The organism is bacterium (assembly GCA_040757115.1).
In the GTDB taxonomy this organism is placed as follows: Bacteria; UBA9089; CG2-30-40-21; order CG2-30-40-21; family SBAY01; genus JBFLXS01.
This window is the reverse complement of the sequence record JBFLYA010000066.1, coordinates 1-18,378: the sequence shown is the minus strand read 5'-3', so window position 1 is coordinate 18,378 and position 18,378 is coordinate 1. Positions and strand designations below refer to the sequence as shown.

21 protein-coding genes and 1 pseudogene are annotated in these 18,378 nt (G+C 33.6%); 12 read left to right on the top strand and 10 right to left on the bottom strand.

Features of this window, described 5'->3' with window-relative positions; all coding sequences use genetic code 11:
- Window positions 1-440: 440 nt before the first annotated feature.
- From AB1422_07810 to AB1422_07795, 4 genes are all read right to left on the bottom strand, one after another.
- Window positions 441-575: a hypothetical protein gene (locus tag AB1422_07810; GenBank protein ID MEW6619226.1), complete on the bottom strand. Its 135-nt coding sequence runs from the start codon at window positions 573-575 to the stop codon at window positions 441-443.
- Window positions 576-680: 105 nt separating this feature from the next.
- Window positions 681-2,240: a radical SAM protein gene (locus AB1422_07805; protein ID MEW6619225.1), complete on the bottom strand. Its 1,560-nt coding sequence runs from the start codon at window positions 2,238-2,240 to the stop codon at window positions 681-683.
- A gap of 256 nt (window positions 2,241-2,496) precedes the next feature.
- The gene (locus AB1422_07800; GenBank protein MEW6619224.1) at window positions 2,497-5,214 is read right to left on the bottom strand and encodes a PEP/pyruvate-binding domain-containing protein; all 2,718 of its coding nucleotides are present in this window, start codon (window positions 5,212-5,214) and stop codon (window positions 2,497-2,499) included.
- Between the two features lie 60 nt (window positions 5,215-5,274).
- Window positions 5,275-6,507: an FtsX-like permease family protein gene (locus tag AB1422_07795; protein MEW6619223.1), complete on the bottom strand. Its 1,233-nt coding sequence runs from the start codon at window positions 6,505-6,507 to the stop codon at window positions 5,275-5,277.
- Between the two features lie 208 nt (window positions 6,508-6,715).
- On the opposite strand from AB1422_07795, the pseudogene AB1422_07790 reads away from it, so the two are divergent.
- A pseudogene (locus AB1422_07790) lies at window positions 6,716-7,039 on the top strand (transposase).
- A gap of 108 nt (window positions 7,040-7,147) precedes the next feature.
- Here AB1422_07790 and AB1422_07785 read toward each other — a convergent pair.
- The 4 genes from AB1422_07785 to AB1422_07770 form a co-directional block, all read right to left on the bottom strand.
- Entirely contained in the window at window positions 7,148-7,663 is a 516-nt protein-coding gene (locus tag AB1422_07785; GenBank protein MEW6619222.1) for a DDE-type integrase/transposase/recombinase, read from the bottom strand.
- Window positions 7,664-7,941: 278 nt separating this feature from the next.
- Window positions 7,942-9,354 carry an IS1634 family transposase gene (locus AB1422_07780; protein ID MEW6619221.1) on the bottom strand — a complete coding sequence of 471 codons (1,413 nt, stop codon included), beginning with the start codon at window positions 9,352-9,354 and terminating at the stop codon, window positions 7,942-7,944.
- Window positions 9,293-9,709 (bottom strand): hypothetical protein, encoded by a 417-nt coding sequence (locus AB1422_07775; GenBank protein ID MEW6619220.1) that lies wholly within the window; start codon window positions 9,707-9,709, stop codon window positions 9,293-9,295. The genes AB1422_07780 and AB1422_07775 overlap by 62 nt, the downstream gene beginning before the upstream one ends.
- A 291-nt stretch (window positions 9,710-10,000) precedes the next feature.
- Window positions 10,001-10,309: a hypothetical protein gene (locus AB1422_07770; protein ID MEW6619219.1), complete on the bottom strand. Its 309-nt coding sequence runs from the start codon at window positions 10,307-10,309 to the stop codon at window positions 10,001-10,003.
- 98 nt (window positions 10,310-10,407) lie between these two features.
- Between AB1422_07770 and AB1422_07765 the strand changes: the two genes are divergently transcribed.
- Entirely contained in the window at window positions 10,408-10,761 is a 354-nt protein-coding gene (locus AB1422_07765) for a hypothetical protein (GenBank protein MEW6619218.1), read from the top strand.
- 217 nt (window positions 10,762-10,978) lie between these two features.
- Entirely contained in the window at window positions 10,979-11,173 is a 195-nt protein-coding gene (locus AB1422_07760) for a hypothetical protein (protein ID MEW6619217.1), read from the top strand.
- Window positions 11,174-11,278: 105 nt separating this feature from the next.
- Here the strand turns inward: AB1422_07760 and AB1422_07755 are convergent, their stop codons facing one another.
- Both AB1422_07755 and AB1422_07750 read right to left on the bottom strand, forming a co-directional pair.
- A complete protein-coding gene (locus AB1422_07755) occupies window positions 11,279-11,551 on the bottom strand; it encodes an exodeoxyribonuclease VII small subunit (protein MEW6619216.1) in 273 nt (90 codons plus the stop codon).
- Between the two features lie 2 nt (window positions 11,552-11,553).
- A complete protein-coding gene (locus AB1422_07750; protein MEW6619215.1) occupies window positions 11,554-12,726 on the bottom strand; it encodes an argininosuccinate synthase in 1,173 nt (390 codons plus the stop codon).
- Between the two features lie 126 nt (window positions 12,727-12,852).
- Between AB1422_07750 and AB1422_07745 the strand changes: the two genes are divergently transcribed.
- The 9 genes from AB1422_07745 (at window position 12,853) to AB1422_07705 (ending at window position 18,079) form a co-directional block, all read left to right on the top strand.
- Entirely contained in the window at window positions 12,853-13,035 is a 183-nt protein-coding gene (locus AB1422_07745; protein MEW6619214.1) for a hypothetical protein, read from the top strand.
- Window positions 13,019-13,495 (top strand): hypothetical protein, encoded by a 477-nt coding sequence (locus AB1422_07740; GenBank protein ID MEW6619213.1) that lies wholly within the window; start codon window positions 13,019-13,021, stop codon window positions 13,493-13,495. Before AB1422_07745 ends, AB1422_07740 begins: the two co-directional genes overlap by 17 nt.
- Window positions 13,492-13,848, top strand: a complete 357-nt coding sequence (locus tag AB1422_07735) for a DRTGG domain-containing protein (protein ID MEW6619212.1) — start codon at window positions 13,492-13,494, stop codon at window positions 13,846-13,848. Before AB1422_07740 ends, AB1422_07735 begins: the two co-directional genes overlap by 4 nt.
- Complete coding sequence (locus AB1422_07730; protein MEW6619211.1) at window positions 13,849-14,763, top strand: CBS domain-containing protein; 915 nt, start codon at window positions 13,849-13,851, stop codon at window positions 14,761-14,763.
- A 75-nt stretch (window positions 14,764-14,838) separates the two neighbouring features.
- Window positions 14,839-15,177, top strand: coding sequence for a serine kinase (locus AB1422_07725; GenBank protein MEW6619210.1), 339 nt, complete (start codon window positions 14,839-14,841; stop codon window positions 15,175-15,177).
- A 10-nt stretch (window positions 15,178-15,187) separates the two neighbouring features.
- Entirely contained in the window at window positions 15,188-15,901 is a 714-nt protein-coding gene (locus AB1422_07720; GenBank protein ID MEW6619209.1) for a PHP domain-containing protein, read from the top strand.
- A 15-nt stretch (window positions 15,902-15,916) separates the two neighbouring features.
- The gene (locus AB1422_07715) at window positions 15,917-16,447 is read left to right on the top strand and encodes an ATP-binding protein (protein ID MEW6619208.1); all 531 of its coding nucleotides are present in this window, start codon (window positions 15,917-15,919) and stop codon (window positions 16,445-16,447) included.
- A 685-nt stretch (window positions 16,448-17,132) separates the two neighbouring features.
- Window positions 17,133-17,630 carry an NADH-quinone oxidoreductase subunit NuoE gene (gene nuoE, locus AB1422_07710; protein ID MEW6619207.1) on the top strand — a complete coding sequence of 166 codons (498 nt, stop codon included), beginning with the start codon at window positions 17,133-17,135 and terminating at the stop codon, window positions 17,628-17,630.
- A 65-nt stretch (window positions 17,631-17,695) separates the two neighbouring features.
- A complete protein-coding gene (locus AB1422_07705; GenBank protein MEW6619206.1) occupies window positions 17,696-18,079 on the top strand; it encodes a (2Fe-2S) ferredoxin domain-containing protein in 384 nt (127 codons plus the stop codon).
- Window positions 18,080-18,378: the final 299 nt, after the last annotated feature.

Sequence of the window (18,378 nt, the reverse complement as noted above, 5' to 3'; positions counted from 1 at the left end):
CGTTCTTCGTCCGTTAATTCAACTATATACTTTTTTTCATTTTGGTTCCTCCTTGCCTCAAGAGTTTATATTATTATCGGCAAGAATGACCAAAATCTTAATCAAATCATTGGCGACAGAGCACTAGTGCTCTGTCGCCAATGATTTGATTAATATTTTTCTTAAGCATTCTTTGTCAATAATAATATAAAACTTATGGAAATATAATTGAAATTAGTAGAAATAAATAGAAACTTATTGTTTTCTTGCACCATCTTTCTACCAATTTCCATCAATTTCTATAAATTTCAACTAATTTCTACCATATTTCTATGAATTTCAAATCAACTTGTTTCAATATCTATTTTTTGAAACGGGTTTATCCATCAATTAAGTAGCGACAGAGCACTAGTAGATTATGATGCCGCTCTCTTATTAAAACAACCACAGAAAATTAGGTGTTATCGCATCTTTGCACACGATTCTGCCTTATCTACGGCTGCCTGAAGAACTAAAAAAGTAATTTTTAAAGAGCGATTTGTTCCTCTCATAGGGAAATTATTGTCTTTTTTAATAAACCTCTTCTTCTTTCCCACAAATCTTGTTTAAAATCCCTTTTTTATTCTCAAAATACCTCTTTCTTCCTTCTATTATTTATTTTCCCATTTTGCAGAAGTCCTTATAACTGGATTTAGATTTCTTCATGTATCATACCATTTAGGCTTTATCACTTTTTCTACCTTTAGTATTTTTGAGGACTTTAAATCTTTCTTACCCTCAAAAATACCTTTTAATAAATTTGCAATATGAAGAGTCATAAACTTTATAGTGATATAAATGATCCAAAAGGCAGTCTTTCTCCGTAAACTGATAGGGGAAAGGAGTTGTCTAAATATTAGATGCTTTAAATGATAGAATTTTCTTAGAGCTTTTTCAATAGTATTTGCTATTTCCTCCCTAGACATATATTCTGATGGCATTATGGGTGTACGCCAGTCCCATTGTTTATAATCTTTAATTTCAATCCAATCTTTTCTTACACACTCTCTCCAGATGGTAGTCCCCGGGTTAGGAGTTAAAGTAAAAAGCTCTATGTAGTCCAATTTAAGATCAAGAGCATAATTTGCCAAATCCATGATTGATTCTTTAGTCTCATTTTCTACTCCAGCTATAAATGTCCCTACTCTAATAACTTGAGGATATTTTTTTCTAAGAACTTCGAAGACTTCTTTTGTCTGTTCATAAGTACATCTTGACTTTTGCAAAGTTTGTAATGATTCTGTTGATGATCTTTCAATACCTATAAGAGCATGCTTAAGTCCTATTTTGACCATCTTTTCTAAAATTCCCAGTTTTTCATCTTGTAGTAGACAATCTGCTCTGAGAAAAGCCCAGTAATTAAACTTCATTTTCCTCTTTAGTACCTCTTCACAAAAAGCATCTGTCCATTCAGGAGCAACATTCCATGTAGCATCAACCCAGAAAAGATATCGCTTTTTGTATTTGTGGTAAAGAATTTCTACTTCTTCAATAGCTCTCTCAACACTCTTTTGCCTATAACAAGGTTTCACTTCTTCCTTCCCATCTTGCTTAATAGAATATTGACCCATTACTTTCCATAGGGAACAGTAATTACAGTGATCTATACATCCTCGAGACTTTTCAAGCACTCCTGCATTTAACCAAGTCATGCCAAAAGAAGAAGGTTTCTCCATAACCATAAGATCAAAAGCTGGTATAGGTAATTCATCAAGATTTTTAATAAGAGGTCTTGGAGGGGTAATAATAATCTTCCCCTCTCTTTTAAAACCAATTCCTTTGACCTTTTCCAAGTCTCTATTATTCCTAAGATATTCAAGGAGTTCTACTATCGTTTCTTCACCTTCGAATCTTACAATATAATCTGCCATATATTCCTTTAGACCTTTCTCTACCATGAAGGAAAAAAAATGTCCCCCAGCGATAGTAATACACCGAGGATTAATTTCTTTCGCTATCTTGAAGACTTTTACACTTTCATGGGCATATAAAACTACATCTCCACAGCCTACTACATCAGGTTTCTCTTTTTCTATTATTTTTCTTAGAGTTTTCCAGCCTATTCTCATAGGTGGACAGTCAATAATTTTTACTTCAATATCCTCCATTTTATCCCGTATAGCTGCTGCTAAACATGGATAATTTAAAGGCATCAAATAATCATTTGTCTCATACATAATAGGATGTACATACCTTGGTGAATTTACAAATACTACTTTCATTTTAACTCCTATAGGATAGTATATTCCTGCACATTTTCTTATGATTTCTTTTGGATAAAAATGTTTTGAAGAACAACAGTTCTCTTATTGTATGAAAAGCCAGAAACTTTTTTTGTATGCAAACTTTTTGATTAACCTATTGAACTCATTAGGACAAGTTGAATTAGAACCGTATGTACAACTGAAATAGTCAGATATAATCTATTGTAATTACAAGACATCCTTTTTAATTCCTCTGACGTAATAAAAGTCAAAATTAATAAAGATAAACCCTTCCTTCATTTCCATCGACGGTGATCGTTCTCCCCTCTTCTATCGTCTTAGTTCCATTTTTTACACCCATCACAGCAGGGATGCCATATTCTCTAGCAATAATGGCACCATGAGAAAGTAAACCTCCAATATCTGTTATCACTCCTGCTGCTATCAAAAATAGGGGTGTCCACGCTGGATCAGTATAAGGTACTACTAATATTTCACCTTTCCTTAAATTCCAAGACTTATTTATATCAAAAATTATCCTTGCCTTCCCAGTTACTTTACCAGGTGATACACCTACTCCTTCCAGATAAGATGAAGATTCCAACTTCTCTTCTTCAAAAGTGAGAAAAGAATCACTTCTAATAATTGATGGCGGTTTAAGTTTAAGGTTATGTTCATATTCTTGCCTACGTTCAGTTACTAATTGTAGAGCCTTTTTTTTACTGAATTCCCCTTTTACTAATTTTCTTGTCTCATTTATATTCAAGAAGAAAATATCGTCTTTACTTAAAAGAACTCCTTCTTCAAATAAACGATTACCTACCTCTAAAATCATCATTCTTGCAGCCATCCATAGCATCATTGCATAAAATTTTGGTGTCTCCCGTAAAGAGTGGTTTCTTTGAAGGTTCTGAATGGCCTTCTTGAAAATGAATCTCTTTATGGGAAATAATTTATTAAAGATTCCTGATGATAACTTTTCTAAAGATTTAAGAATTATTTTTTCCTGTTCTATTGCTTTATTTTTCAAGTGTCTAATAGGATTAACAACTAACCCCTCTTCACTTACTTTATTCTTGAGATAATTCTTTATCATACTTAAGATAAACCTTGGTTCTTCTATCCATCTGGGTACCATAAAATCATATTCCATACTACATCGATGTCCATATTCAGATAGAAATTCTTTTAATTTAATTAAGAACTCCCTTCCTTCTCCCTTTTCTTTTAATAAACTAATAATTTCTTCCTCATTTCTCTCACTAAAAATAGAATTGATATATTCAGAAGTTGAAGCCTTTTGTGCTAATTTCCAGATTTCAATATCCATTTTGACAGTCTCATCTAACATTCCACCTATTAATTTTGCTTGGAGTATTCCATCCTTATCATCAAGCCATCGCTTAGTTATTTTACCAAGTAATTGATAAGAAGATATAACTAATCCACCCCCTAGTACATTAGCAAGCATTACTTCCTTTGCTTCTTCACTATACAATATTCTAAAGGATAATAATTCTTCTAAAGAGATTTTTGAAAGATCAACTTTTTCAAACTTATCAAAAGTCTTTCTAACTTGGAAGTATACCTTCTCTATATCACGGTGCATCTTAAAGAAAATACAACTGATTTTATAAATAACATTTAAGAGTTTGAATATATTGAATCTAAAAATCTGCAGACACATCAATATTATCTTAATTCTAAAATTAGGTACTTTTTCCCCAACAGCCAATATTGCTTCTTTTCCCCCAATCTCTTCAAAAAAAGATAGGTCTTTAAATACTTCTAATAGATTATTCATATTCCAATATACCCGACCATAAAGCAACTCTATTATAGGTGGTAACTCAACAGGAGGAAATCCAAATTTTCTCATTATATGTTTTATCATATTCTGAATTACTTCATTTAACATTGACCAAGTAAAGGGAGATAATACTCCTGGAATTATCTCATTCCAATTAAAGTTGCTCCATATAGTTACTTTTTCTGGGATAGCAGTAACTGGTCTTGTTTGTAAGATATAAAACTTACCTTTATTATAAGCCCATTCAATATCTTGAGGGACTCTATAATATCTCTCGATATTTAAACCCAACCTTGCTAATTTTTTTATCTCTCGATCTAATAGAATTTGCCTATCTTTTTTCTCTTGAGGAACATAGATCTCAAGAACTCCCATAGATACTTGATTAGGACTCTGATCAGGAATTATCATTACATCCTTAGTAGAGAGTGTTTTTTCGCTTATCTTCAATGTTCTTTTATTAATCACATATCTATCCGGAGTAACTTTACCTTTTACAATTATCTCACCCAATCCAAAGCTTCCTTCGATCACCAAATCTTTATCGACAGGGTTGGAAGTGAAAATTATACCAGAAACTTGTGCTGAAATCATCTGTTGTATTATAACTGCCATCTTTGGAATTCCTATAGTAACCTCATTCTTAGAAAACTTAGCCTCTCGATAAGAAATAGCTCGTTCACTCCACAAAGATGCAAAAACTTCAACTACCTTCTTAAGTACTTCATTCTCACCAATTATATTGAGATAAGTATCATATATCCCAGCAGAGGAAGTTATAGATAAATCTTCATAAGTAGCAGATGAACGAATAGATACATATCCTCTTAATTTGTGATAAGCTGATATAATTTCATTTCTGAGCTCTAATGGTATATGCCCAGATAAAATAAGGTTTTTTATCTTATAAGCTTCTGATTTAAGAGAAGAAAAAGATATAAATGTATCCTTTACTATTTTAACAATCTCATCTTGGATTTCATTATATTGGAGATAATATTCATAAGCATCAGCTGTAATACAAAATCCTGGTGGTACAGGGAATTTTGCCTTTTTCATTTCCCCTAACTTAGCACCTTTACTCCCTACTAAAGAGATGTCATTAATAGTAATATTATTAAGATCTCGAATGTATTTATTGGATAGAATTCCCTTTTTGAATAATTGGTATTTTTTTACCATTTTTAACTCTCTTTTTTAATGAAGATATAGATAACGCTAACTAAGAACTCAAATATTATACTATACATATCTCAAAGCATCAACAGGTTTTAATTGTAAGGCTAAATAGGCTGGATAGATTCCTGATATAATTGATACAAAAATACCAAATAAGAAGGAAAATGTAATATTATTCTCTGTTACATACGGATAAAAAGTTACAGATCTTAATTCCCCAGAAAGATTGATAGTAATCCCTATTATATTTAAATAACAAACAAACAATGCTCCACTTACACATCCAATGAAACTCCCAATTACTCCAGTGAATAATGATTCAAAAAGGAAAAGTAAAAAAATTTGCATTCTTTCAGTTCCTATTGCCATCATTACACCTATTTCTCGTGTCCTCTCAAATACTGCTATCATCATTGTATTCATTATACTTGTCCCTATTATAATTAGTAAAATCAGAACTATAATCCAAAGTATCACATTTTGAGCCTGTATAGTATCCTTATAGTAGGGAACTATGTCTTTCCAAGTATGCACTTCTAAATTCATTCTCTTCGTATTAAACTTACCACGGAGAGTCTCTGCAACATTTTCTAAATTCTCAATCTTATCAATACCAATTATTATTTCTGTTACTTTACCTTTCATATCAAGAAGTTTCTGAGCAGCTGCCAATGTAGTGATCAACATATTCCCACTAAAAAAGACTGGGGTGCCAATTTGTACTATTCCTTCAACTTGTACATCAACAGCATTCATTGTATCATTTATTGTATGTGATATAAGCATAATAGTATCACCCACATCTACTTGTAAGCCTTTCGCTAACTGGTTAGTGATTAAAGCAGAGTAAGGAGAAAATCCCTTTAACTCCTTCCCTTTTATAATTCCTGATAGTAAATCTCTACATATTTTAAATTCGCTCTTTGGTTCTATTCCTATTCCCATAAACATAGTAGATTCTTCTCCAGTAGAAAGCATTCCTGTAAAGTTAATTCTTCTAGCATAATGAACTACCTCTTTCTGTTTTCTTATTATCTTCTCTGTCTTCTTTAATTCTTTGATGTACAACCTTAATGGCATTAATTGTAAAGCATCTAAATATCCTTTAGTATGAATCTGAATATGTCCTGTTTTTACTCTTGTGACTAAGTCAATTATTCCTTTCTGAAAACCTGCGACTATTCCTTTACTAATTACGACGCTACCTATACCTACAAATATAGCTAATAGTGTAATAGTTGTCCTTCGTTTATTTCGAAAAATATTTTTTCCCGCTAATTTTAAAATTGAGAACATTTATAAATTCCTAAAATTTACTTATTCTACTTTCTCTGATCAGCTTTACAATCAAAATTAAAAGGGGAAATATAACTTCATTTATCAATTTCTACACTTACTTTTTACCCCCCTAGAGTTTCGTCATTTTTTAGCAGAAATTAAAAAGAATCTCTTCTCCTGTCGATTAAAGATAATAGGAATCAAATCTTTAAAAGGAGGAGAAGAGATGAGCCTATTATATTTATCGACAACTTTCTATCAAATTTTGAATACTTTTACAAATTCTTTCAAAAATAAACAAAGTTTCGAGAACTTTGTGACTCTAATTATTGGTTGGTTGCTAACCCCAGGTCGAAAGACTATCACCCGAATAATTCAGACAGGAGGTGCACCCAAAAGAAAACATCATAGTTGTTTTTACAATTTCTTCAAAAGGGCTAAATGGGACATTAACCATTTAGTTTATGGAGTATTGAAAATGATCGTTTCCACCCTTATCCGAGAAGGAAGCATTGATCATACTGTGGGTAATGATACCCTATTCGCCAAGAGTGGGAAAAGATATCAGGTGCAGGTATATTTAGAGATCCTGTCCTTTCTACAAAAATACTTCCTGTGCTTATATGAGGACAGAACTGGGTTACACTTGGCATCATCGTCAAGCTCCCTTTTCTGGTGGTGTCTGAAAATAGCTAATCTCTATCATTCCATTAGTCCACGGATGTTTGAATTTGATAGTTCGATGTTGTATTTTGTTTTCTTGACAAATCTTGTCAAAAGAGTGAGTTTTCTTGGTCTTCTTTCCTTTTGGCAATGCTTTATAACTAAATTCAGCTCCATTGTCAGTTAGGATATAGTTAATCTTGTAAGGATAGAAAGGACAGGCTTGTTTTAGAAATATAGCCCCTGTTTCTTTATTCTTTCTTTTACCTATCATTACAAAAGCAATTTTAGCCACCCTATCAATAGCAGTGTAAATATAGTTTCTTTCCTTGTTAATCTTTGGAGCATAAAGTAAATCCATATGAAGGTATCCCATAGTATATTTGCGAAACTTCTTAATCTTTCTTTCAGCATTAATAAACTCTTCAGGCACGATATTCAAATTATGCCTTTTTAAACAACGGTAAATCTTCATTGGATAAAGATTGGGTATTTTATCTTCTAACCCCACTTCCGGAAAAATATTTATAACTAGTAGAGCGTTCTCTAAGTAGATATAACAATATTATAGTAAGTATTAACCAAAAGTTCACATTAGTATTGTTGATAGTTGATGGTTGATAGTCTATGAAACTATCAACTATAAACTATCAACCATCAACCCTGTTGCTATATCTGTTCTATGAGAAATTTTCGTTAATAACTATTATATGTATTTAGAGAACGCTACACTAGGTGTATCCCATAAGATTATAACTTTAGATTTATGGGCTACACTATATAATTTTCTTATTGAATGTTTATATTTAGATTGTTCAATAATCTTTTTTGTTCTTCACTCAACCAAACCTCCTCTCCTTTCGTTTTACCAGACAATGTATCTTTGAGCTTAATCCAATCATAACCTCTAAAGGGTTCATAAAGGTTTTTAGAATTAAGGTAGTCAATACCTTCTATCTGTTTACGTCTTTCTGCTAAGTCCTTATTAATGAAATATGAGACCACGGATACGGTATAAACAGCTCTGACGTGCTTATCGGTATTGACGAAGAAGGGACGTATCTTTAAGAATGATTTAATATGTTTGAAAGCATCCTCAATCTTTGTTTTATCCCGATAAGCCTTTATTATTCTTTCACTGCTGAAAATGACATCTTCCTCTTTCTTTTGAATATGATTAGAAACAAATACACAAAGGCCCTCTACTAATTCATCCTTATCAATATTAACCTCATTTCTCTCTATTGATACCTGATATGATTTTATGAGACTACCTTTTTTACCATCTTTATCTATAGGTTGAATCTCTATCTCCTCAAGAACTGGTTCATCATTAAAATATTTCTTTGTCTTTAATCTTTTGAGCTCGTTTATGATACAGTTTTTAGTGGCTTCATAACCTCTTGAGCGTTTAGCCGATTTAAGCTCTACATTCTTTTTCTCGACAAATTCTTCAAAACATCTGAGCTTCTCAATCCGAGATTCTCTTTCCTCTTTAAACAGTGTTGGGTTAAGTCCACGTATATATCGACGATTTTCCTTTTCTCCAAGGTCTTTGAACCACAAATCCTGGTCATATTTGTCAAGCCCTAATATAGAGAGTTGTTTCTCAGATAAATCCTTGGTAGTTAATACCTTGAAAATAGATAAATCAATTCCAGGAACATTTTGTATCTGATCTTTATCAAGACAAGATATGTATTTTAGCTTTTTATCTGTGATGTATTCCAGGTTGTCATCGGATACTATGCCACGATCAAATACCAGGGTAATATCTTTCATCTTGAAACGCTTACGGCAGATGTCTACCTTATCTGTTAAGGTATGCACTTCAGCCGTATTACCAGGGTAAACATCCCAAGAGAAAGGGTATCCTTTATCATTTACCAGCAAACCCACTATAACTTGTTTATTACCATGTTTATCATCTTTGCTTCTACCAAATGCGGAAAGTTTGCATTTGAATCCAACAAAATAGGAAGAAGAGAGATCATAATTGACTATAGTATAACTTGACGGGTCTTTCCTATATGTCATCCTGAAGAGATGATCTTCAAGATGGTTCTTATTTTCTTCTATCTTGTCGAGTTCATAATAGATCTTGTCATCATTAAGTTTATCAAGACAGATTCCCAGAATTTCAGATACGGCGGTTTTTCTTATCCATTGGGGGAATAGAATAGTTAGAACAAGGATCAACACATCTATTGATCGTAAGAACTCTTGCTACAAGAGGTGTTGGTAAATCTCCTTTAGTAATATTAGTTCTAAATACCCTTGATAGTTCCCCTTGATTCCATAGTTCATTTACAACAGCAAGCTCCAAATATGGTTTGCTCTGTAGAGGGATGACATTTTTAAGCTCAGTTACGGCAAACTCTTTATCAGTTTGTGACTTACAAATTAATTTTATTTGGGCAACTTGATTATCAGTTAATTTACCGATTTTCCATAAAGGTCTCTTTTTTACTTCGCCTTTCTCTCGATAGGATTCAACGATCAAGTAGGATTTATATATTTTGTCTTTATATCTTGTAGTTTTATAATCAAGATACATATGTAGCCCTCCCGTTTGTTATGGACTACATTATATATCATTAATTCTCTTTTGTCAAGTAATTTTTTTAAATTTCAGAAATTCTCGGTGAAAAATTAGATAGAGACTCATTATTCCTTATTTTCCTCTCAAAATCTTTACGAAAAATACTTTTCTCTATCTCTCCTAAACATAGGTGAATTCAGTCTCTAAAAATTCACCGAGAATTGCTGTTAAATTTTTTTTACAAAAAATTTATGGGCTACACTATGTATAAGCAAAAGGCAACATTTCTTCATGTCCCTCAATATGTTACGTTATATTTTTGGAGAAATTTGTCCGGAATCCGGGTTCTAAAGTAAAAAAGATGTCTTCAATTGTCTTCTTAAATTGCTTTCTTTCAAAACAAATTAAATCTTCTTGTTCCTTTGTTAAATCGGTACGAAGTCTATGTGGACGAGAGGATTTATCTTCAAGGCTTTCAGCCTTTTTCCATCTTTGAGCCGTAGTTTGACTAATGCCATACTTTTTAGCCAAAGCATAAGCAGAAAGAAGGCTTTCTTTAATAATTTGTCTTATTGCTAAAGTTGTAGTAGCTTTTTTGTGTAACTTTATTTCCATACGCTAAGATTATACACCTTAACGTATCGTTAGTCAACAGGTATATACTTAACGGATTAGGGATAGTTGAGACGATAAGGAGATTAATCGACTTTCTCTTGCATAATGATTTGCTAAGGAAAGGGAGTTTATTATTTTTTGTGGATGGAGCAAAGGATTTACATTCAGCAATAAAATCAATGTTTGGTTGGATACCATATAGAATTATTCTTGATTGGTATTATTTAGTTAAGAAGTGTGAAATGCAGTTAAGTCTTGGTTTAAAAAACAAGGGAATTCGGAATGAGATACTTAGGAAGGTAAGGGGTTATTTATGGGTAGGAAAGATTGACCATGCGGTTAACGTTTTGAGAGTGGTTGAAGAAAAGGATATTAAATCACAGGTAGCCATTGATTGCTTAATTATACTCAACACCGTTACAAATTGCGATTTTAGAGACGGTTCATTTTAGTGTGAAAGATTGCGGTTAAAAAATGAATATGAAATTAGAAATTGGGGAAAGAAGTGAAGACCTAATTTCCAATTTCTAATTTCCAAAAGAAATCACAGGGAAAAACGACGAAAATAATCCGTCCCTAAATATCTCAGTTAATGGCAGTGTCCAGTATAGTTATTTTGAGAGGAATCGAAGCTATATTCCCTGTTATGGGCTCAGGAAAAAACTTGGGTTGGGAATATCCAGCAATAGAGGAGAGAAAGCAAATGATCTTGCTGTAGCGGATCGGCAAAAACATAATGGTATGAGATGGAGTAAAAAAGGGTCAAGTGCTTTGGCTTCAGTTATTACCTTGCACCAAAACAATGAACAGGATAATTGGATTAAGAAGAGGCAGATACTCTTTGAGCTAAAAAAGGCTGCATAAATAAAAAGGATAGACCTATTTCACAGGTTGTAAATTTTTAGGGTAATGTCAGCCCATGGGGCGGATTCAAAGTGTCAATGCTTGCTTGACCCTGTGATTTAGGATTTAATTCATAAATTCATCTCCCTTCTTATCATCAGACTCAATTTCTTCTAATAAAAATGGTTTAGAAGTAATTTTACCTATTTCTTTATCTTTAGATAAAATTTCGATTTTGCGTTGTGCCTCATTCAACTTTTTAAAACAGGTCTTTGACAGTTTCATTCCTTTTTCAAAAGCGGCTAATGATTCCTCTAATGGTAAGCCACCTTGCTCTAATTTTCGGACAATCCCTTCCAGTTCTACTAATGCCTCTTCAAATTTTATTTTTTCTTCCATGTTTAACCTATTCCTTTATACGGTAAACCAAAGATTTTGATAAATCCTTCAGCGGCTTGATGGTCAAAGGTATCATCCTGGCTGTATGTGGCTAATTCATAGCGGTATTGTGAATATGCGGATGCTCGACCAACCACGATTGCCTTGCCAGGTAAAAGTTTTACTCTGATTTTACCCGTAACATTAGTTTGTGTCTTTTCGACAAATCCGTCTAATGCAGATTTTAATGGCGAATACCATAATCCATAATATATCAATTCAGCGTATTTCAAGCTGATTATTTCTTTAAAATGAATTGTTTCTCTATCTAACACTAATGATTCTAATGCCTTATGTGCCTCAAATAAAATAGTCGCGGCTGGTGCCTCATAAACCTCTCGTGACTTCACTCCAACAAGTCTATTCTCAACTACATCAACCCGTCCAATGGCATATTTCCCACCTATTTCGTTTAATCTCTGGATTAACTTTACTGAGGCATACTCCTCATTATTTAGTTTTACCGGAATTCCTTTTTCAAACGCTATTTCTAAATAAGTTGGTTCTGTTGGTGATTGAGCGGTAGTTATTTGATAAGCATCTTCTGGTGGTTCTACCCAGGGGTCTTCTAATGGACCACACTCAATACTTACTCCCCACAGGTTTTTATCAATGCTATACGGGCTCTCCCTGGTTACTTGCACCGGGATATTGTGTTTTATCGCATATTCAATCTCTTGCTCACGACTTTTAAATTCCCATATTCTGGCAGGGGCTAAAATTTTTAGTTCTGGAGCCAGAGCTGAAATTGTCACCTCAAACCGAACCTGGTCATTGCCTTTACCCGTGCAACCATGTGCGGCAGTATCTGCATTCTCCTTTTTGGCAACCTCAACTAATTTCCTGGCAATCAAAGGTCGAGAAAGTGAAGTTGCTAATAAATACTTACCTTCATAAATCGCATTTGCCTTTAATGCAGGAAAGATATATTGATTAATAAATTCATCCTTGACATCCTCAATATAAATCTTATCCGCCCCGCTTGATATTGCCTTTGAGTGCAATTTATCAAAATCTTCTCCCTGACCTAAATCTATGGCTACGGCAATCACCAAAACATCATAATTGTCTTTTAACCATTTAATCATCACGGAGGTATCTAACCCACCAGAATATGCCAAAACAATTTTTTTCATCTTTCTTCATCCCCTTTTTATTTCATAAAGCACTATTAAGATTATCATAAATAATAAGTTGTTGTCAAGAATTTTTTAAAATAAAAATTGACTTTTTCAGGATATTGTGATAATATAATTTTTAAGATGATTGATAAAGATACGATACCTCTACCAACACAGGAGGATGAAGAAAAAGAAATGGAAAATCTAATTACCTGGCTTTCTAAGTTTGGCGTTAAAAAGAGATTACAAATTGGATATAGACATACCCTTGCCGCGATTAAATTTAGCAAATTAAAAAAGGTGGAAAATGACAGACCCGGTTGAGTTTATTGCCGCAATTCATAATGCTCATATTAAGTATCTTCTGATAGGACGACAGGCAATGATTGCCTATGGTATACCTGTCCAAACAATGGATTACGACCTTTATATTGATGGAAGTAGAGAAAATACCAAAAATTTCCTTGAAATAGCAGAGAAGTTTGACCTGTTTCCATCTAAAAAATTAGACGAGATGGAATCATATTTTATGTTTAAATTAGAAAATGATGTATCTATTGATGTGTTTCGGGCTAAAAAAAAGATTATTCAAGAAGGAGAAACTATTTCATTTGAAGAAATGTATAACCGTAAGGAAGTAATTACAGATGAAACAGGATTTCAGGTAAATGTGCCTTGTGTTGAGGATTTGATTAAATTAAAGAAAACAGATAGATATAAAGATACGATAGATATTAAGTATCTTGAAAAATGGCAAGAAATGCAAAAAAGGGAAAATAAATGAAACTTAGAGAACTAAAAGAAATTTTAGAGGCTGAAATTCTTACAGATACCTCTGGTTTAGAAATAGAAGTAAAGATGGCTTGTGGCGCGGATTTAATGAGTGATGTCTTATCCTTTACTAAAGCCAGGGCATTACTTCTCACAGGTCTCACTAATTCCCAGGTAATTCGGACCGCAGAGATATCTGATATAAAGGCAATTTGTTTTGTGCGTGGTAAAAAACCACCCCCAGAAACAATTGACATGGCAAAAGAAAAAAATATCCCATTATTAGTCACTAATTTACCGATGTATGAGTCCTGTGGTCGATTATATCAAAAAGGATTACCCGGGTGCTCAGAGATAGAAGAATAAATGGATGCAAAAGAAAAAATTAGTGTAATTCAAGAACTGGCTTATGAATTAAAAGTTGGCGAGGTAATGAAAAAAGAGGTTATTACTGTTAGTCCGAATAATTTAATCGCTGACTTGCGTGAAATTTTGAGAGATAACCGTATCTCAGGAACACCGGTTGTAGATAAAGGTAAATTAGTTGGGATTATTAGTCTTGAAGATTTTATTAAATGTTTATTAGATGGAGAAATGGAAATCCCTGTTTCACAAAAAATGACTCAATCTATACAAACTTTATACGAGGATGAACCACTTATCCACGCCATTAATAAATTCGAGAAATTAAATTATGGAAGATTTCCGGTAGTTGCAAGAGAAAATGGTAAATTAGTTGGGATTATAACCAAAGGAGATATTATTCATGGGCTATTGCAAAGATTAGAACATGAATATTATGAGGAGGAGATTAAGCGACTTCGAGCAAGTCATTTCTTTGAGGATATTATTGCCGATGAATCAAGGATAATTTTACAATATAATATTGTTGGAAATGATTTTAAGCGAGCGGGAGAGTCATCAAGCCGTCTCAAAAAAACACTGACACGATTAGGTATCCGTCCGCAGGTAATTCGTCGGTTAGCTATTGCCAGTTATGAAGCGGAGATGAATATTGTTATTTTTACATCTCAAGGCAAGATTATCGCTAATATTCAACCCAGGCAGATTAAGCTTTCCGTGATAGACTCTGGACCTGGCATACCTGATGTTGAACAAGCAATGCAACCCGGCTTCTCTACCGCACCAGATTGGATTCGAGAAATGGGTTTTGGTGCAGGTATGGGACTGGTCAATATTAAAAAGTGTGCTGATAAATTCTCCATCAATTCAAAAGTAGGTCAAGGAACTCAAATTGAAATTATTATAAATTTAGAGTAGAAAACAGAGGTCAGAGAACAGATATTAAGGTAATATCTTTAAAATCTGACCTCTAACCTCTATAAACGGTGAAAAATGAAGTTAAAGGAAATAGTTGAAAAATTAAATTTAGAGGTTAAATCTGCACCGGAAATGTTAGACAAGGAAGTTACCGGCGGCTATGTCTCTGACCTGTTATCGGATGTGATGGCAAATGCCAGGGAAGGAAATATCTGGGTAACTTTACAAATACATCAAAATATCGTGGCCGTGGCTTCCTTGAAAGAGATTAGAGGGATTATCTTAGTTAATAATCGTCAGCCAGACGAAGATACACTACAAAAGGCAATCCATGAAAAAATTCCTATTTTAGTCAGTAAATTATCAACTTTTGAGTTAGTAGGGAAATTATATCAGTTACCAATTACCAGTTAGCAATCCCAAAATGCTTAAAATATTTAATACAGATTTGCATATCCATACCTGCCTTTCTCCTTGTGGGGACCTGGATATGACACCAAAACGAATAATAAATACGGCAAAGTCAAAAAAATTAGATATAATCGGTATCTGCGACCATAATTCAGCCGAAAATGTCTTGATTAGTAAAAAAATTGGCAAAACCTTTGAGATAACGGTTATTGGGGGAATTGAGATTACAACATCAGAAGAAGTACATCTATTAGCCCTTTTTGATAATGATGATGACCTACTAAAATTACAAGAACTTGTCTATGAAAACTTACCAGGTGTAAATGACGAGAATGCCTTTGGATTACAATTAGTGGTTAATGAAGATGACGAAATTGTAAGGCATAACCAGAGGCTTTTGATTGGAGCAACTAAATTAACGATTGAAAAATGTGTTGAGGCAATTCATTCGCTTAATGGCATTGCCATTGCCTCACATATTGACCGTGAAGGATTTGGAATTATTGGGCAATTGGGCTTTATTCCAGAAGGGTTAGAATTAGATGCTGTCGAAATATCGCCAAACATAACAAAGGATAAATTGACAGTAAAAGAATTTCCTGTAATTACAGGCTCTGATGCCCATTTTTTAGCGGATATTGGTAAAACATGGACTCAATTTTCACTAAAAAAACCAATGGTAAAAGAAATAAAAAAGGCTTTATTAAAAACTACATTAAAGATTTAGAGACACAAAAGTAAAGTGGAAGATTTATCATTACATATTCTGGACATAGTTGAAAACTCAATTCGAGCTGGGGCAAAAAGGGTCAAAATAAAGATTGACGAAAATTTAAAAAAAGATGTGCTAAAAATCGAGATGAACGATGATGGTTTTGGAATGGATGAAGAAACGGTTAAAAAAGCCACAGACCCGTTTTTTACGACTAAAAAAACACGAAAGGTCGGTTTAGGGCTTTCATTGCTTGCTCAGGCGGCGAATGAATGTGACGGCAAATTTGAAATAAAATCAAAAAAAGGGATTGGAACTAAAATTACCGCGAGTTTCAAACATAGTCATATCGACCGCAAACCCATCGGCGATATGAAACAAACAATAATGACGCTCATAGCCGGAAATCCAGAAATAGACTTTTTTTATCAACATAAAAAAGAAAACTTAACTTATTCTCTGGATACGGACAAAATAAAGGCAGATTTGGATGAAATCCCAATAAATAATGTCGAGGTGCTAAAACTTATCCAGAAAGACCTTATGGAAGATTTAAAGTAACATAAGCATCCTGCTTCTAGTGTCGTGGTGAACAAATAACGCACGGAATTTGATTCTGGTAACTGGTGATTGGTAATTGGTAATTAAATACCGTTCGGCTGAGCTCACGACGAAGCTATTTAACCAATTACCAATTACCAGTTACCAATTATCCGTTTGCAGGTTACGAAACCTGATGATACCCCGTGCAAAACTTACTCAACACCACACTAGCATAAAGGTTAAAATAGTGTATAGGGTTCTGCAAAATAGGATTTGGGGGAGATAACAAATAAATATTAAATATCAAATATCAAATATAAATATCAAAATGCAAAATTACAAATCAAATTTCAAAGAGGAAGTAGCAGGGTTTCTCAAAGAGTTGGAGGAATTTAGTAATATCTTTGCTTCAAGTATTTTAACGCTGAAATGTAGTAGATAGTTGATAGTTTATAGTTGATAGTTTATAGTTGAAGGACTATACACTATAAACTATACACTATACACTATAAACTATAAACTATAAACCCTAAACTATAAACGAGTTTTGCATTTTGCTCTTTGGAGGAAATCCCTTTTGGACACCAAATCTGCATAGATTTCACTATTAGAGTTATTTTCAGACACCACCGGATTTTCCGTGTTTCATCCGTGTCCATCTGTGGCTGAATAGTTACCAAAAATCGAAAGGAGATATCTAACTATGGAAAAAGAATGTCAATGTGCAAAAAAGGTTGAAATAACCCAGGAACAGTGGGCAAAGATTGATGGGATAATTGCTAAATACAAGGATAAACCAGGTGCTCTTATCCCGGTATTAGAACAGGTACAGGGCGTAGCCGGATTTTTACCCGAAGAGGTCCAACACCATATCGCGGAGAGATTAAATCTTTCCTCATCTATGGTCTATGGTGTCGTCACTTTCTATTCATTCTTTACAATGGTGCCCAGAGGAAGACATTTAATCCGTGTCTGCCTGGGAACAGCCTGTTATGTAAAAAGAAGTGATGAGATTTTAGATAAGGTTAAACAAGAATTAAATGTAGGAGTTGGGAAAATGACCGGAGATGGAAGATATTCGTTAGATAGTGTTCGCTGTCTGGGAGCCTGTGGTTTAGCACCAGTGGTAGTAGTAGATGAAGATACCTACGGAGCAGTTGACTCGGTTAAGATTATGGAGATTGTGAATGAATATAAATAAAATAATGAATAAAATCAATACTCAATTTTATTGGAGAGCATTGACCTATTACGAGGAGGTATAAGATGCCAAAATTAAGGGTAGAGGATTTAAAAAAGATTAAAAAGGATTATCAAACAACCGCAACATTACGGGAAGGTGGTTATCGGGCAAAAATAACAGTTCACATGGGAACCTGTGGTATTGCCGCCGGGGCAAGAAAAGTAATGACCTCTTTGATGGACGAAGTTGCAAAAAGAAATGTAAAAGACATTATCGTAACTACCTCAGGTTGTGCTGGTCTGTGCAGTCGTGAACCAATGGCTACGGTTGAATTAATAGGAAAATCACCAGTTAAATATGTGGAGCTGGATGCAGAAAAAATAATCAAGATACTAACTCAACATGTCCTTGGTGAGAAGATTGTCGAAGAATATGCCTTTGTTATGGGTAGTGAAACGACTTATTAAGAGAGTTATAGTGTTTCCAGTTCACGATTATAGCAGTTATTAGTCAAAACTTTACTCAGAGTGGATAAGTAAAAAAATCCCAAATCCCAAGCACCAAATCTCAAATAAACACCAAATTTCAAGTCCTAAATACAAACTATGGGGGTAATGTTTTGAATTTTGGTTATTTGAATTTATGTAAGCGTTCAGGTGGTGTAACAAAAGGAGATGTGGAGATTAAGGAGATAGGGAGATATTATTAAAAAAATTGAAATTAATAGAAACTAATAGAAATTTATGGAAATTTGTTGTTTTCCACA

Excerpts from the sequence above, each read along its gene's own strand:
- AB1422_07805 (MEW6619225.1), bottom strand. The coding sequence starts at position 2,240 with ATGAAAGTAGTATTTGTAAATTCACCAAGGTATGTACATCCTATTATG.
- AB1422_07800 (MEW6619224.1), bottom strand. The coding sequence starts at position 5,214 with ATGGTAAAAAAATACCAATTATTCAAAAAGGGAATTCTATCCAATAAA.
- AB1422_07795 (MEW6619223.1), bottom strand. The coding sequence starts at position 6,507 with ATGTTCTCAATTTTAAAATTAGCGGGAAAAAATATTTTTCGAAATAAA.
- AB1422_07775 (MEW6619220.1), bottom strand. The coding sequence starts at position 9,709 with ATGTATCTTGATTATAAAACTACAAGATATAAAGACAAAATATATAAA.
- AB1422_07770 (MEW6619219.1), bottom strand. The coding sequence starts at position 10,309 with ATGGAAATAAAGTTACACAAAAAAGCTACTACAACTTTAGCAATAAGA.
- AB1422_07755 (MEW6619216.1), bottom strand. The coding sequence starts at position 11,551 with ATGGAAGAAAAAATAAAATTTGAAGAGGCATTAGTAGAACTGGAAGGG.
- AB1422_07750 (MEW6619215.1), bottom strand. The coding sequence starts at position 12,726 with ATGAAAAAAATTGTTTTGGCATATTCTGGTGGGTTAGATACCTCCGTG.
- AB1422_07745 (MEW6619214.1), top strand. The coding sequence starts at position 12,853 with ATGATTGATAAAGATACGATACCTCTACCAACACAGGAGGATGAAGAA.
- AB1422_07740 (MEW6619213.1), top strand. The coding sequence starts at position 13,019 with ATGACAGACCCGGTTGAGTTTATTGCCGCAATTCATAATGCTCATATT.
- AB1422_07735 (MEW6619212.1), top strand. The coding sequence starts at position 13,492 with ATGAAACTTAGAGAACTAAAAGAAATTTTAGAGGCTGAAATTCTTACA.
- AB1422_07730 (MEW6619211.1), top strand. The coding sequence starts at position 13,849 with ATGGATGCAAAAGAAAAAATTAGTGTAATTCAAGAACTGGCTTATGAA.
- AB1422_07725 (MEW6619210.1), top strand. The coding sequence starts at position 14,839 with ATGAAGTTAAAGGAAATAGTTGAAAAATTAAATTTAGAGGTTAAATCT.
- AB1422_07720 (MEW6619209.1), top strand. The coding sequence starts at position 15,188 with ATGCTTAAAATATTTAATACAGATTTGCATATCCATACCTGCCTTTCT.
- nuoE (MEW6619207.1), top strand. The coding sequence starts at position 17,133 with ATGGAAAAAGAATGTCAATGTGCAAAAAAGGTTGAAATAACCCAGGAA.
- AB1422_07705 (MEW6619206.1), top strand. The coding sequence starts at position 17,696 with ATGCCAAAATTAAGGGTAGAGGATTTAAAAAAGATTAAAAAGGATTAT.